The following is a 13,303-nucleotide window of genomic DNA, read 5'->3' as shown; positions in this document are numbered from 1 at the left end:
TGCGAAACCGCTCGTTCGAGCGCGGACCGCGAGGGTCCGCTCCCCGCAAATCCGGCGATCCCCGAGCCGCCACCCGCGCCCTCCCGCAAGCCGGTCTCCGCGGTGCCCGGATCGGGCTTGCCGGACGATCCGGCGGCGCGGCGCTTCACGGCCGAGACTGGAACAGGATTGGAGACATCGATGGCGCCCCGTGAACCCCTGCTCATCTCCGTGCCGATCGCGGAGCTGCGCCCGACGCAGATCACGGTGGGCTACCGCGAGGTGGCCGAGAAGCGCCGGCGCTGGCGGGACCACGACCCGAAGAAGAAGGCGGAGTTCCTCGGCTCGCACATGATCCCGGTGCTGCTCGGGCCCAAGAAGAAGCACTACGTGATCGACCATCACCACCTCGCCCGCGCGCTGCAGGAAGAGGGGGAGAAAGACGTGGTGGTGACCATCGTCGCCGACCTGCACAAGCTCGACAAGGACGCCTTCTGGACGGTGGCCGACCACAAGGCCTGGGTCCACCCCTACGACGCCGCCGGCGTCCGGGTCGGCTTCGACGACATCCCCAAGGCGATCGCCGATCTCGCCGACGACCCGTTCCGCAGCCTCGCGGGCGAGCTGCGCCGGGCCGGCGGCTTCGCCAAGGACACGACGCCCTTCAGCGAGTTCCTGTGGGCCGACTACCTCCGGCGCAACCTGAAGCGGAAGGCGGTCGAGCGCGACTTCACCGCGGCGATGGAGGACGCCCTGCGCCTCGCGAAAGCGCCGGATGCGGGCTACCTGCCCGGCTGGTGCGGGCCCCTCGACGGCTGAGCGACGAGCGCGGCCGCCGCGGCGAGGAGACCGAGGCCGGCCGCGATCACGGCGTTCCAGCCGGCGAGCGACAGGCCGAGGAAGCGCCACGCGGCGGCCGTGCAATCGACGGGCCGCACGGTCTCCAGGTTCTTCAGGAAGTCCGCCACGTCCGCCGGTCCGGGGCCGGAGCCGCCGCCGCAATCGTTGGGGCCGGGCCAGAAGCCCCACTCCGCCCCCGCGTGATACACGCCGAGACCGGCCCCGTAGATCAGCACCACGGCCACGAGGCCGAGGAGGAAGCGGGCGGGCCGCGGCGGAAGCAGGGCGGCGACCAGCGCCAGCGGCGCGGCGAGGTAATAGGGCACTCGCTCCGTCAGGCAGAGCTTGCACGGCACGTAGCCGAGGCCGTGCTCGAACACGAGGGCACCGCCGACGGTCAGCGCAGCGCCGAGCGCCACGGCGACGGCGGCCGCGCGGAGGGGGATGCGGCTCACAGCATCACCTTGAAGGCGACGAAGCCCAGGATCACCACGGCGGCGAACAGCCCCGCCACCACGTTGAGGTGCCGGTCGAGCACCGCGCGGATGCCGATGCCGTAGCGCCCGAGCAGCCAGGCGAGCAGGAAGAAGCGCGCGCCCCGGGTGACGACCGAGAGAACCGTGAACCAGAACAGCGAGTAGTGGGCGAAGCCCGAGGTGATGGTGACGAGCTTGTAGGGGATCGGGGTGAGACCCTTCAGCAGGATCACCCAGTGCCCGTAGGTGGCGTAGGAGGCCTGGAAGGTCTGTGCCTTGTCGGCGAGGCCGTAGAGGTTGAACAGCCACTGCCCGACCGAATCGAACAGCAGCGCGCCGATCGCGTAGCCGACCAGCCCGCCGAGCACCGAGGCGACGGTGGCGATGGTGGCGTAGAGCCAGACCCGGTCCGGCCGGCTCACCGCCATCGGCACCAGCATCGCGTCCGGCGGAACGGGGAAGAACGAACTCTCCGCGAAGGCCACCGCCCCGAGCGCCCAGGGCGCCGAGGGCTTGGCGGCGAGCGCGAGTATCCACTCGTAGAGCCGGCGGATCATGGGGCCTCGTTGCGGTCCGGGAAGCGGTGCCCTTTCAGCACAGATGCGGGCGCGAGGCGAGGGCCCCAGGCAAGGGCGGAACGACGTGGCCGCCCCGTCGCGGCGTCGTGACGGCGCATGGCGCAGGATTCCGCTGGGCTTTCGCCCGCATGCGCACATATCCCCGGTGCCGGGGCCGGGTGCGCCGCGGATCGATCGGAAACGGGTTTGTGCCGATGCCGCGCCGCGTCTTGATCACAGGGGCCAGCGTGGCCGGCAACACCGCCGCGTTCTGGCTCGGCCGCGCGGGCTTCGACGTCACCGTCGTCGAGCGGGCGCCCGAATTCCGCGACGGCGGCCAGAACGTCGATGTGCGCGGCGTCGGGCGCGAGGTGCTGCGGCGGATGGGGCTGGAGCGGGCGGCCCTGGAGCGCGGCACCGGCGAGGAAGGCACCACCTGGGTCGACGGCCGCGGCCGGGTCGTCGCCCGCTTCGCCAGGACGGAGATCGACGGCGACGGGCCCACCGCCGAGATGGAGATCCTGCGCGGCGATCTCGCCGGTCTCCTCTGGGAGGCCGCCCGCGGGCACGCCGCCTTCCGCTTCGGCGACAGCGTGGCGCGCGTCGAGCAGGACGCGGAGGGCGCAACCGTCGCCTTCGCCAGCGGACGGACCGAGCGCTACGACGCGGTGATCGTCGCCGAAGGAGTCGGGTCCTCGACCCGCGAGCGCGTCTTCCCCGGCGAGAACAGACCGCGCTGGATGGACCTGACCATCGCCTATCTCACGGTCCCCCGTACCGCCGACGACGACCGGATGTGGCGCTGGTACAACGCTACGGAGGGCCGGGGCGTCTCCCTTCGTCCCGACCGGCACGGCACCACGCGGGCGATGCTGATGATCCAGCAGCCCCCGGGCGGCGAGCAGGATTGGGAGCCCGACCGGCAGCGGGCCTTCCTGCGCGCGCGGTTCGCGGATGCGGGCTGGGAGGCGCCGCGCGTGCTCGCCGCGCTCGATGCGACGGACGACTTCTACTTCGACGTCCTGCGTCAGGTGCGGATGGCGGCCTGGTCGAAGGGACGCGTCGTCCTGACGGGCGATGCCGCGTGGTGCGCCACCCCGCTGGCCGGCATCGGCACGACGCTGGCGATCACCGGGGCCTATGTCCTGGCGGGCGAGATGTCCCGCGAGAGCGATGTCGCCGGCGCCTTCGCCGCCTACGAGCGGGCCATGCGCCCGATGGTGGACAAGGCGCAAGGCGTGCCGAAGATCGCACCGCGGATGATGAACCCGCACAGCCGGCTCGGCATCCGTCTCCTGCACGTGGGCCTGCGCGCGGCGAGCCATCCGGGCCTGCGCAACCTCGCCGCCAAAGCCTTCGCCCGGCCGCCGGTGGAGCCCGACCTGTCGCCCTACCGGGCCATGGAGACCGGCCGCCGGCCCGAATACCTGTCCGACTGATGCGGTCGGTCGGGCAGCTACGGCTTCCGGTTGATCACCTCGGCAAGATTAAGGCCTGTCCCCTCCCGCTTGTGGGGAGGGGCTCGGGGGGGGGGTGGTGCAGAAGGCACCACACCGCCTCATCCTGAACCACCCCCACCTCCTGCCTCCTCCCCACAAGCGGGAGGAGAGGGGGCGACGCCCAAAGTGATCAACCGGAACCGTCTGAAGCCCGTTCGCCCGGTAAAAAAATTCGCTCTGGCCCGTCGCCGCGGCTTGTGCCAAGAGGCGGGAGCGTCGCGGGTATGGCGGAACTGGTAGACGCGGGCGACTCAAAATCGCCAGCCGAAAGGCGTGGGGGTTCGATTCCCTCTACCCGCACCAGCCATCCGACATCGAAACCGGTTACGGCAGGCTCGGCTCGGCGGTGAGACGCGCGCGGATCGCGGCGCCGTCCCGTCCCGGCGGTGCGCCGAACAGGCGGCGATAGTCGCGGCTGAACTGCGACGGGCTCTCGTACCCGATGGCGTAGCCCACGCCCGCCACGTCGCCGGCGGCGAGCAGCAGGCGCCGCGCCTCGTGGAGCCGGACCTGCTTCTGGAACTGGACCGGCGTCATCGTCGTCACGGCCTTGAAATGGCGGTGGAAGCTCGCGGGGCTCATGCGCGCCAGCGCCGCCAGATCGGCGACGCGCAGGGCTTCGGCGTAGTGCGCGCGGATCCAGGCCGTGGCCCGGCCGATCCGCGCGGCGTGACTCTCGGGCAGGCCGACCTGCCGCAGGGCCGGGCCGAGCGGGCCGCCGAGCAGGCGCCAGACGATTTCCCGTCCGATCAGCGGCGCCAGCACCGGCAGGTCGCGGGGGTGATCGAGCAGGGTCAGGAGGCGGGCGAGAGGATCGCACAGGTCCGGATCGAGGGCGACGGTGCGCAGCGGCGCGAAGGCCGGGACGGGCGCCGTCGCCTCGGTGAGGGTCTCCGCCTGGTCGCTCAGCAGGTCGGCCAGGGCATCGAGATCGATCGCGAGGCTGAGCGCGAGATAGGGGCGCGCCGCGCTCGCCTCGGTGATCCGGGCGGTCACGGCGAGATCGAGGGAGGCGAGCAGGGCTTGCCCCGCGGCGTAGCGGAAGGCCGTCCCCCCGAGCAGCGTCGCCTTGGCCCCCTGCACTACCACGCAGAAGGAGGGGCGGTAGACCGAGCGGATCAGGCCGCTCGGCATCTCGGCGCGGTTGAGGAGCAGCCCGTCGAAGGGCGTTTCCCGGCCGAAGCGATGCCATTGCCGTTCGATCAGCGCCGCGAGGCCGGAGAGGTCCGTCGTCATCGGTCGGGATCTTAGCGCGCGCGCCGCGCCAGCGCATCCGCGCAAGCCGGCTTTGAGAGGATCGGGCAAGAGCTTGAGAGGATCGGCCGCGCGCGGAAGGCCCCGGAGGCCGTAACACGGGGCATCCCTTCCAGACGGAGACCCTCTCCATGCGTATGCGCCCCCTCGGCCGGAGCGGCCTGTTCGTGTCCGAACTCTGCCTCGGCACCATGACGTTCGGCGGAAGCGAAGGGCTGTGGGGCCAGATCGGCCGGCTCGGCCAGGACGAGGCCGACACCCTCGTGAAGACCGCGCTCGACGCCGGCATCAACTTCATCGACACCGCCAACGTCTACGCGGGCGGGATGAGCGAGCGCATCCTCGGCCAGTCGCTCAAGAATCTCGGCATCCCCCGCGACGACGTGGTGATCGCCACCAAGGTGCTGGGGCCGATGGGCGAGGGGCCGAACGCCCGCGGCGCCTCGCGCGGGCACATCCTCAGCCAGTGCAAAGCGAGCCTCGCCCGGCTCGGCCTCGACCATATCGACCTCTACCAGATCCACGGCTTCGATCCGGCGACCCCGGTCACCGAGACCCTGGAAGCGCTCGACACTCTCGTGCGCCACGGCCATGTCCGCTACCTCGGCCTGTCGAACTGGGCGGCGTGGCAGGTGATGAAGGCGGTCGGCGTCGCCGAGATGCGGCGGCTCAGCCCCATCGTCTCGCTGCAGGCCTACTACACCCTGGTCGGACGCGACCTCGAGCGCGAGATCGCGCCGATGCTGGCCGCCGAGGGGGTCGGGCTGATGGTGTGGAGCCCGCTCGCCGGCGGCTATCTCTCGGGCAAGTACGACGAGAGGAACGAGGGCGCGGCCGCGGACGGGCGGCGCACCACCTTCGATTTCCCGCCGGTCGACCGGACACGCGGGGCCGGCACGCTCGATGCCCTGCGGGGGATCGCGGAGGCGAAGGGATGCAGCGTGGCGCAGGTGGCGCTGGCTTGGCTCCTGCACCGGGAGGTGGTCACCAGCGTCATCGTCGGCGCCAAGCGCGTCGGGCAGCTTCAGGACAATATCGGCGCGACGGGGGTGCGGCTCGACGCGGACGAACTCGCACGGCTCGACGCGGCGACCCGGCTGCCTCCGGAATATCCCGGCTGGATGCTGGAGCGGCAGGGCGCCTACCGCGCCTGACCTATTCTCGCAGGAAGCGCCGGATCCAGCCGCCGACGCGGGCGCTGTCGTGGGGTGCCTCCAGCGAGGCCAGAGCCGCCGGCACCAGGGCCGGGTCGGTCATGCCGGCCCGGTGGCCGTCGGTGAGCGCGCGGGCGTAGTCCGGCGCGAATTCCGGGTGGCACTGGAAAGAGAGGGCGGGACGGTCGCCCCAGGCCAGGACGGCGTAGGGCGTGAAGGCGCTGCCCGCGAGCACCCGCGCGCCGGGCGGCAGCGCCACGACCTGATCCTGATGGCTGACGGGGACGGCGATCCTCTCCGCGTCGTCCATGAAGGGGGCGCGCTCCACCACCGCGTAGGCGTGGAGCCCGAGGCCCCAGCCGCGCTCGGAGCGCTCCACCCGCCCGCCGAAGGCCTGCGCCAGGGCTTGATGCCCGAAGCAGAGGCCGACGAGTTTCTTCGAGTGGTCGAGGCGCCGCAGGAAGACCAGCAGGTCCTCGACCCAGGGGATCGGATCGTAGACCGAGGCGGGCGAGCCGGTGACGACGAAGGCGTCGAACGCCTCCGGCGCCTCAGGCCAGCGGCCCGCCGTCACGTCGAAGCGTTCGAAGCGGTGACCGTCCCCGATCAGCGCCTCGACCATCGCGCCGTAGGAGGGAAAGCGCCCGCCGAGCCGCTCGGGCGGATGGCCGGTTTCGAGGATGGCGATCTGCATGGGGGGTGATCTAGATCGCCGGGTCGAAGGTGGAAATCGACGCCGGAGCCGCCGGCTTGGCCACGAGCCGCACCAGCAGCACGGCCGCGCCCATCACCGCGGCGAAGATCGCGAAGATCAGCGGGTTGTAGACCACGAGCGCCACGAGGCAGATGACGGCCATGGCCAGCGCGAAGGCCGGCGCGGAGGGATAGAGCGGCGCCCGGTAGGGCCGGGCGAGATCCGGCTCGCTGCGGCGGAGCCGGAACAGGGCGGCCATGCTCATGATGTACATGGTGAGGGCGCCGAAGACCGCCATGGTCACGATGCTGGCGGTGAGCGACTGGCCGGCGACGCTGATCAGGTTGTCGCTGTAGATCGCGGCGATGCCGACGATCCCGCCCGCCAGCGTCGCCACGTGCGGTGTCTGGAAGCGCGGATGCACCCGCGCGAACACCGCCGGCAGGAAGCCGGCGCGGGCCAGCGCGAAGATCTGGCGGGCATAGCCCATGATGATGCCGTGGAACGAGGCGACGAGCCCGAACAGGCCGAGCCAGACCAGCATGTGCAGCCAGCCGCTCGACTCGCCCACCACCCGCTTCATCGCCTGGGGCAGGGGATCGTTGAGATCGGACAGGCTCTTCCAGTCCCCGGCGGCGCCGGCGAACAGCATCACGCCGAAGGCGAGCACGGTGAGCGTCAGCACGCCGGTGATGTAGGCGACGGGAATGGTGCGCTTGGGGTCCTTCGCCTCCTCCGCGGCCATGGCGACGCCCTCGATGGCGAGGAAGAACCAGATCGCGAAGGGGATCGCCGCGAAGATCCCGCCGATGGCGGCCGGACCGAACGCGTCCTGGCCCGCCCAGCCCCCGGCGGTGAAGTTCGCGAGGCTGAAGGCCGGGGCGACGACGCCCATGAAGACCAGGAGTTCGCCGACCGCGATCACGGTGACGACCAGCTCGAAGGTGGCGGCGATGCGCACGCCGACGATGTTGAGCCCCATGAACAGCAGGTAGGCGCCGAGCGCCGCGTGCTTCGGGTCGAGGCCGGGAAACTGGACGTTGAGGTAGGCGCCGATGGCGAGCGAGATCGCGGGCGGGGCGAACACGAACTCGATCAGCGTCGCGTAGCCCGCCACCGCCGCGCCGGTGGGGCCGAAGGCGCGCAGGGAATAGGCGAAGGGGCCGCCGGCCTGAGGGATCGCGGTGGTGAGTTCGGTGAAGCTGAAGATGAAGGCCACGTACATCGCGGCCACGCACACGGTCGTGATGAGAAAGCCGAGGGTGCCGGCCTGCGCCCAGCCGTAGCTCCAGCCGAAATACTCGCCGGAGATCACGAGCCCGACGGCGATGCCCCAGAGATGGAAGGCGTTGAGGCTCTTATCGAGCGCGGTCGAAGGCTTCGGCATCGGGCATCTCCGCATTCCCTGCCCATGGGGCGGCCTCCGGTGAGGCATCCGCCGGCGAGGCGTGAGGCAGGGCTATGGGAGAATGGCCAAGCAAGAGCGTTGCCGTTTCCGTGGCGTCGGGCACGCCGCCTCACGCACCCGCGAGGCCGAACGCCGTTGCCCGGCGCGGGGCGGCTATTCGGGCGAGACCCGTCCGGCGGCTGAATGAGGAAGGCGGAGGATCGGGCCGTCGCCGGACGTCCCGCCGAGTTCGACCTGGAAGGTCTGATAGATGAAGGCGAGCAGATTCTCGGCCGCGCAGGCGCGCGCTTCGGAAGAGGCTGCCGCCGCTCTCGCGTCGTGATAGCGCCGCAGCAGGATCTCCTTCTCGGAGAGAGCCGTCCGCAGGGCCGTCTTCGTCGCGCTGATCGTCAGCCGGCATTCGCGGATCTCATCGGCCAGGGCCGTTCGCTCCAGCTGCCACCGGTCGCGCTCCTGCTGGACGCTCCGGATCAGGCTCAACGCCTGCGGCTCGATCGTCGCCTTCCAGCGCTGCAGATCATCGATCGTGTCCGCGGCCTGCTTCACCAGACCCAGCGCGTCGCACAGCCCGACTTCGATATCGAACAGGGTCCGTTCGGGCGGTTGAACCGGCACACGAGGCTCGTTGCTCATCGGACAGGAACACGCGACATGCATGAAAGCGCTGTCTCGTCTCAGGGCGTGTCCTGTCCGGTGTCCGCGCTCTCCGCGGTGCCGGGCTTGGCCTTGGCGCCGAAGGCCGAGAACACGGCATCGTGGATCCGCACCAGCCAGCTTTCCGCCTCCTTCGCCCGCGCCTCGGCGCGGCGGGCGCGGTCTTCCGCCTGGGCCAGTAGAACCTGGTTCGATGCGATCGTCTTCTGGAGCTGCCGCACCTCGTCCTCGGCTTGGGCGATGACGTTCCGCAACTGGTTCTCGAGTTCGCCGGCGCGCTCTTCGCTGATCCGGATGGCCTCGGCCGCCTCCTGCACGAGGTCGATCGCCGAGACCCAGTCGCGCTGCGGCGGCGACGCGCCTCCCTCGGACGACGATCCGCCCTCGGAGCCTGCCGGCGAGAAAGTGATGACCTTGTCTCCCGGTCGCGTCACATTGGCCTGCCAAGCCCGCATGAGAATCGAGTTGCCGGAGGAAGGGGCGTCCTTCGCAGCTTGCTCAGACATTCAACGATCCTTCCAGCTGTTCTTCAACGAGAGGCGTCGGATGAGGCCGACTTGCCCGTGGAGGTGAACGGACGGACGTTGCTGACCTCCTCGGCCGAGGCCTGCGCGGTCTCGTCCTCGGCCTCGTCGTTCATCTGCTCGCGCCAGGGGCGCCCCGAGCGTTTCAAGGCATCGTGCTGCTTCTGAAGCGTCGCCCGGCTCTCGCGGGCGATATCGAGGGCGCCCTGCAGCAGGGCCCGCTCCGAACGCTCGTTCTGCAACTCTTCCATCAGCCGCCGATTGGAGGCCTCGAGATCGGCTCGGGCGGCCTCGTGCCGATGGGTCAGGTGCTCGATACGATCGTTCAGGACCGCGTTGCGGTTCATCGTCTGCTCGATCGCGGCATCCTTGGCGGCCAGCGCCTTGTTGAGCATGTCGCAACGGCTGTCGAGTTCGCCGCGGACGCGCTGGATCTCCAGGAACCGGTCGGCCTGGCGGGCGAGATCGGCCTGCAGGGCTTCGAGACGCCGTTCCAGCGTGCTGCGCGCGATCGTCGCTTCCTTGAAGGTGCGATCGACGGAGCGGAACTCCTCGTCCTTGTCCCGCAACTGATTGCGCGCCTGCACCAGCAACTGCTCCGTCGAGGCCGCGCGGTTCGAGGCGGCCTCGAGTTTCATCGCGAGGCTGGCGCGATCGTTCCGCAGGGCGGCCAATTCCGTCTCGTGCTGGACTTCGTTCCGCTCCCGCACGGAGATCTCCGTGGCGAGCTGCGTCTCGATCAGGCGCAGGCGCTGCCGGTCCGCCTCGGCCGTGGCCGTCAGGTCGCGATGGCGGGCATCGAGATCGGCGAGCTGCGTCGCCTGCTCTTCGCTGAGAAGCTGGAGCCTGCGCCCGTCTGCCTCCAGCAGGCTGTTCTTCTCGCGGATCGTGTTCAGCTCGTGCTCGGACCGCGCCAGGGCGCTGTCGGCGGCTTGCGCTTCCTGCCGCAGCGCCCGGCTCTCGCTCGCCAGGGCCTTGTTCTGCTCGACCTCGGAGAAGAGCTGGCGCTCCAGATTCTCGATGACCGACAGCTTGTCGCGCAGATCGATCTGATAGGCCTCGACCGCGGCATCGCGTTCGCGCAGGTTTTCCAGCGTCCGCTTCGCCTGCGCCTGAGAATCCGCGAGCTCGTTGTTCATCCGCGACAGCTTCGCGGACAGGCCCACGACCTCGTCGCGCAGGCCGCCATTGGCGCTGACTTCCTGGGACAGCGTGCTCTCAAGCTCGGCGATGCGCACGCTGGCTTTGGACAGCTCGCTGCTGATGCTCGCCAGCGGCTGCAGGATCAGCGTGAAATCGTCCTGGAGGCTGCGAAGGTCCTCCAGACGGTCGACCATCGCATCGATGCGCTGCCGGACGACCTCGTCCCGCTGACCGATGGCATCGAGCGTGGACGCAGCCGGCTCCGGCGCGGGACGAGGGCGCCGCGCGCCCTCCATCAGGTCGGGTACGGCGGCCTTCGGCAGGCGCGGCGAGGGGAGCGGCTCCGGATGCGCCGGCCGCTGCTCCGCATCCCGGTCGCGCTGGGCCGATGACGTCGGCAGCACGTTTCGGAACGGCATCCAAGCCATCGCTGTGTGATCTCCCTGGCGACACAGCGATTTCGCGGTGCTTAAAGCATTTTTAACAGATCCGCCGCCCAACGCGAGTCGTTGATTTCGTTGGCAACAGGCTTCTTTCCGCCGAGGATTGGGCTGGAGGTTCGACTTTCTCGGCCGGAATTGCGATTATTTGATAGCTTATGTTGGGTTTGAAATAATGCTGTGCGATAAGTGCGCTCAGAAATTGATCAATTAACGCTTCGGACGGCGAATTTGTATTACAAATAAACGGTATTTCTGTCGAAGCGGTACCATGGGAGCGGTCGATGTCGCGGTTGCAGCGGCTGACCGTGCTCCGCCATGGGGGCTCGCGTCGCGCGCGGATGCCGCCCGGCATGATCGCGCTGGAGCGATGCCCGCCTCCGGCCGTTCGACCGCGTCCCTTCGGCCGCGCGGAGACCAGCTTACGTCAGGAGTGACGCCCGGCCGGTCTCGACAGGATGAGCGCCGTCGTGGTCAGGCGGCGCTCGGTCCCGTCTCCAGCGGGGCGGCGTCGCGGGTGCGGATGTCCATGGCATTGCCGCGCCAGACGATGGCGGTCCGGGCCCAGGCACAAGCCCAGATCGCCGGCAGCAGGGCGTCGCGGACGAGGAAGGCGGCGAGCATCCGCGGCGAGCGGTGCCAGCCGGCGCGGACGGCGAGCGCCATCTCCGCGCCGTACCAGAGCGCCCCGGCCCCGACGAGCCAGAGCGCGGCCTCGGCGGTGCCCGCGACGAGGCCCGTCAGCACCAGCGGCAAAAGGGCGCCGATGCCGATCTCGGGGGCGAAGAAGAGCGGGAAGGTGACCCGCCGCAGCCGCGCCCAGCGCACCTGCCGCGACCAGACCTCCGCCAGGTCGCGGTGCCCCAGCGGCTGCCGGAACGGCGCGGCGACGAGGTGGACCCGCTTGCCCGCCGCGCGCACGAGCTTGGTCGCGGCGGCGTCCTCGGCGATCTCGGCGTTCAGGGCGCGGATGCCGCCCTGCGCGTCGAGGAACGGCTTGTTCCAGAGCATGCTCTTGCCCTGCGCGAAGCCGAGGCCGAGCGCCTCGCCGGCATATTGCCAGCGGGCCTGCAGGGTGTTGAGGAAGGCGCACTCCACCTCGGCGAAGAAGTTCGCCGGGCGCGACCCGATCGGCGTCGAGCAGACGAGGCCGCTGTCGGTCCGCCACGCCGCCTGCATCTGCTGGATGTAGTCGGGCGGCATCAGAACGTTGGAATCGGCGAGGATCACCCAGTCGTGGCGGGCGGCGTCCCACCCGCGCACGCAGTTGTTGAGCTTCGGATTGCCGCCGATGTGCTCGTCGCCGAGGATCAGCCGCGAGGGGATCTGCGGGTGCGCCGACCGCATCCGCTCCAGCAGCGGCAGGATCGGATCGCCCGCATCAGCCACGCAGAAGATCAGCTCGTAGGCGGGATGGTCGAGCCGGAAGCTCGCCAGCAGGGTCTCCTCGCTGAACGCCTCCAGGCCGCGCAGGGGCCGCACCACCGAGACGGGGGCGCCCGCGGGGAAGGCGGACGGCTTGCCCGTGTCCTTGCCCGTGTCCTTGCGCCCGATGCGCAGGGCCGCCACCGCAAGGCTCGCGAGATTGACGGCGACGAGAACCGCGCAGAGCGCGAGGGCGGCGGACGCGCCGCTCTCCGGCAGGGCGATCATGCGCGGCGTCTCCCGTCGATCGTGTCATCGGGCGCGACGGCGCGCCCCATCACGCCCCTAGCAGCGCCGTCTTATCAGGCGTGTGACACTCCGAGCCGCGTCCCGAGCCGATCCCGTGATCCCCATCGTGTTCCATCCGGCCTACGAGGCCGCGTTGCTGGAGGGCCACCGCTTTCCGATGCGCAAATACGGCCGCCTCGCCGAGATCCTGCGCGCCCGCGGTCTCGCGCCGAACGGCTTCGTCACACCGGAGCCCGCCGACGCGGACCTGCTGTCGGGCGCGCACGATCCGGACTACGTCGGGGCGGTGCTGGCCCAGCAGGTGCCGCGGGCGACCGAGCGGGCGATCGGCCTGCCCGTGACGGAGGGCGTCGCCGCCCGCGCCCGCGCCTCGGCCGGGGGGACCCTGCGCGCCGCGCGTCTCGCCCTCGACCATGGGCTCGCCGGCAGCACGGCCGGCGGCAGCCACCACGCGCGGCGCGCCGGCGGGGCGGGATTCTGCGTGTTCAACGATGTCGCGGTGGCCGCCCTCGCCCTGAGGTGCGAGGGGGCGATCACCCGGGCGCTCGTCATCGACCTCGACGTGCACCAGGGCGACGGCACCGCCGACTGCCTCTCCCGCGAGCCGGACCTGTTCACGCTCTCGATCCACTGCGAGCGCAACTATCCGCACGACAAGGTGCCGGGCGACCTCGATATCGGCCTGCCCGACGGGCTGGGCGACGCGGACTACCTCGCCGTGCTGGAGGCGCGCCTGCCCGGCCTCGTCCAGAACTTCGCGCCGGACCTGATCTTCTACAATGCCGGCGTCGATCCCCATCGCGACGACCGGCTCGGCCGCCTCTGCCTCAGCGACGACGGCCTGCGCGCCCGCGACCGCTACGTGGTCGGCCTCGCGCGGGCCCGGAACGTCCCGCTCTGCGCGGTGGTCGGCGGCGGCTACGGCAGCGACGTCGACGCGCTGGCCGCGCGCCACGCCCTCGTCTTCGAGGCGCTGGCGGCCCACGCCTGAGGAACGCCGCCCGTCG

Annotated in this window: 13 protein-coding genes and 1 tRNA gene; 5 read left to right on the top strand and 9 right to left on the bottom strand. The window is 70.6% G+C overall.

The window, feature by feature from the left end; genetic code table 11:
• Positions 1-180: 180 nt before the first annotated feature.
• Entirely contained in the window at positions 181-798 is a 618-nt protein-coding gene (locus ABS772_RS05530) for a ParB-like protein (RefSeq protein WP_350392860.1), read from the top strand.
• Here the strand turns inward: ABS772_RS05530 and ABS772_RS05525 are convergent.
• Positions 762-1,274 (bottom strand): disulfide bond formation protein B, encoded by a 513-nt coding sequence (locus tag ABS772_RS05525; protein WP_238254994.1) that lies wholly within the window; start codon positions 1,272-1,274, stop codon positions 762-764. The two genes, ABS772_RS05530 and ABS772_RS05525, sit on opposite strands and share 37 nt — an antisense overlap.
• On the bottom strand, positions 1,271-1,852 hold the full coding sequence (locus tag ABS772_RS05520; RefSeq protein ID WP_350392859.1) for a YqaA family protein: 582 nt from the start codon (positions 1,850-1,852) through the stop codon (positions 1,271-1,273). The genes ABS772_RS05525 and ABS772_RS05520 overlap by 4 nt, the downstream gene beginning before the upstream one ends.
• Before the next feature lie 215 nt (positions 1,853-2,067).
• Here ABS772_RS05520 and ABS772_RS05515 point away from each other — a divergent pair, with 215 nt between their 5' ends.
• Positions 2,068-3,291 carry an FAD-dependent monooxygenase gene (locus tag ABS772_RS05515; protein ID WP_350392857.1) on the top strand — a complete coding sequence of 408 codons (1,224 nt, stop codon included), beginning with the start codon at positions 2,068-2,070 and terminating at the stop codon, positions 3,289-3,291.
• Between the two features lie 278 nt (positions 3,292-3,569).
• Positions 3,570-3,654, top strand: a tRNA-Leu gene (locus ABS772_RS05510).
• 21 nt (positions 3,655-3,675) lie between these two features.
• Here ABS772_RS05510 and ABS772_RS05505 read toward each other — a convergent pair.
• Complete coding sequence (locus ABS772_RS05505; RefSeq protein WP_350392855.1) at positions 3,676-4,587, bottom strand: AraC family transcriptional regulator; 912 nt, start codon at positions 4,585-4,587, stop codon at positions 3,676-3,678.
• 149 nt (positions 4,588-4,736) lie between these two features.
• On the opposite strand from ABS772_RS05505, the gene ABS772_RS05500 reads away from it, so the two are divergent.
• Positions 4,737-5,759 carry an aldo/keto reductase gene (locus tag ABS772_RS05500; RefSeq protein ID WP_350392853.1) on the top strand — a complete coding sequence of 341 codons (1,023 nt, stop codon included), beginning with the start codon at positions 4,737-4,739 and terminating at the stop codon, positions 5,757-5,759.
• A gap of 1 nt (position 5,760) precedes the next feature.
• Here ABS772_RS05500 and ABS772_RS05495 read toward each other — a convergent pair whose 3' ends face one another.
• From ABS772_RS05495 to ABS772_RS05470, 6 genes are all read right to left on the bottom strand, one after another.
• Positions 5,761-6,453 carry a glutamine amidotransferase-related protein gene (locus ABS772_RS05495; RefSeq protein ID WP_350392852.1) on the bottom strand — a complete coding sequence of 231 codons (693 nt, stop codon included), beginning with the start codon at positions 6,451-6,453 and terminating at the stop codon, positions 5,761-5,763.
• A gap of 10 nt (positions 6,454-6,463) precedes the next feature.
• Positions 6,464-7,840, bottom strand: coding sequence for an ethanolamine permease (gene eat, locus ABS772_RS05490; RefSeq protein WP_238255822.1), 1,377 nt, complete (start codon positions 7,838-7,840; stop codon positions 6,464-6,466).
• Positions 7,841-8,014: 174 nt separating this feature from the next.
• On the bottom strand, positions 8,015-8,476 hold the full coding sequence (locus ABS772_RS05485; RefSeq protein WP_350392849.1) for a hypothetical protein: 462 nt from the start codon (positions 8,474-8,476) through the stop codon (positions 8,015-8,017).
• 59 nt (positions 8,477-8,535) lie between these two features.
• Positions 8,536-9,021: a TolC family protein gene (locus ABS772_RS05480; RefSeq protein ID WP_350392847.1), complete on the bottom strand. Its 486-nt coding sequence runs from the start codon at positions 9,019-9,021 to the stop codon at positions 8,536-8,538.
• Positions 9,022-9,044: 23 nt separating this feature from the next.
• The gene (locus tag ABS772_RS05475) at positions 9,045-10,601 is read right to left on the bottom strand and encodes a chromosome partitioning protein ParA (RefSeq protein ID WP_350392846.1); all 1,557 of its coding nucleotides are present in this window, start codon (positions 10,599-10,601) and stop codon (positions 9,045-9,047) included.
• A 495-nt stretch (positions 10,602-11,096) separates the two neighbouring features.
• A complete protein-coding gene (locus ABS772_RS05470; protein WP_350392845.1) occupies positions 11,097-12,275 on the bottom strand; it encodes a ceramide glucosyltransferase in 1,179 nt (392 codons plus the stop codon).
• A gap of 115 nt (positions 12,276-12,390) precedes the next feature.
• Here ABS772_RS05470 and ABS772_RS05465 point away from each other — a divergent pair, with 115 nt between their 5' ends.
• Positions 12,391-13,287: a histone deacetylase family protein gene (locus tag ABS772_RS05465; protein WP_350392843.1), complete on the top strand. Its 897-nt coding sequence runs from the start codon at positions 12,391-12,393 to the stop codon at positions 13,285-13,287.
• Positions 13,288-13,303 lie beyond the last annotated feature (16 nt).

The organism is Methylorubrum podarium (assembly GCF_040270385.1).
In the GTDB taxonomy this organism is placed as follows: domain Bacteria; phylum Pseudomonadota; class Alphaproteobacteria; order Rhizobiales; family Beijerinckiaceae; genus Methylobacterium; species Methylobacterium podarium.
The sequence above is the reverse complement of the archived record's forward strand: the minus strand, read 5'-3'. Positions and strand labels throughout refer to the sequence as shown.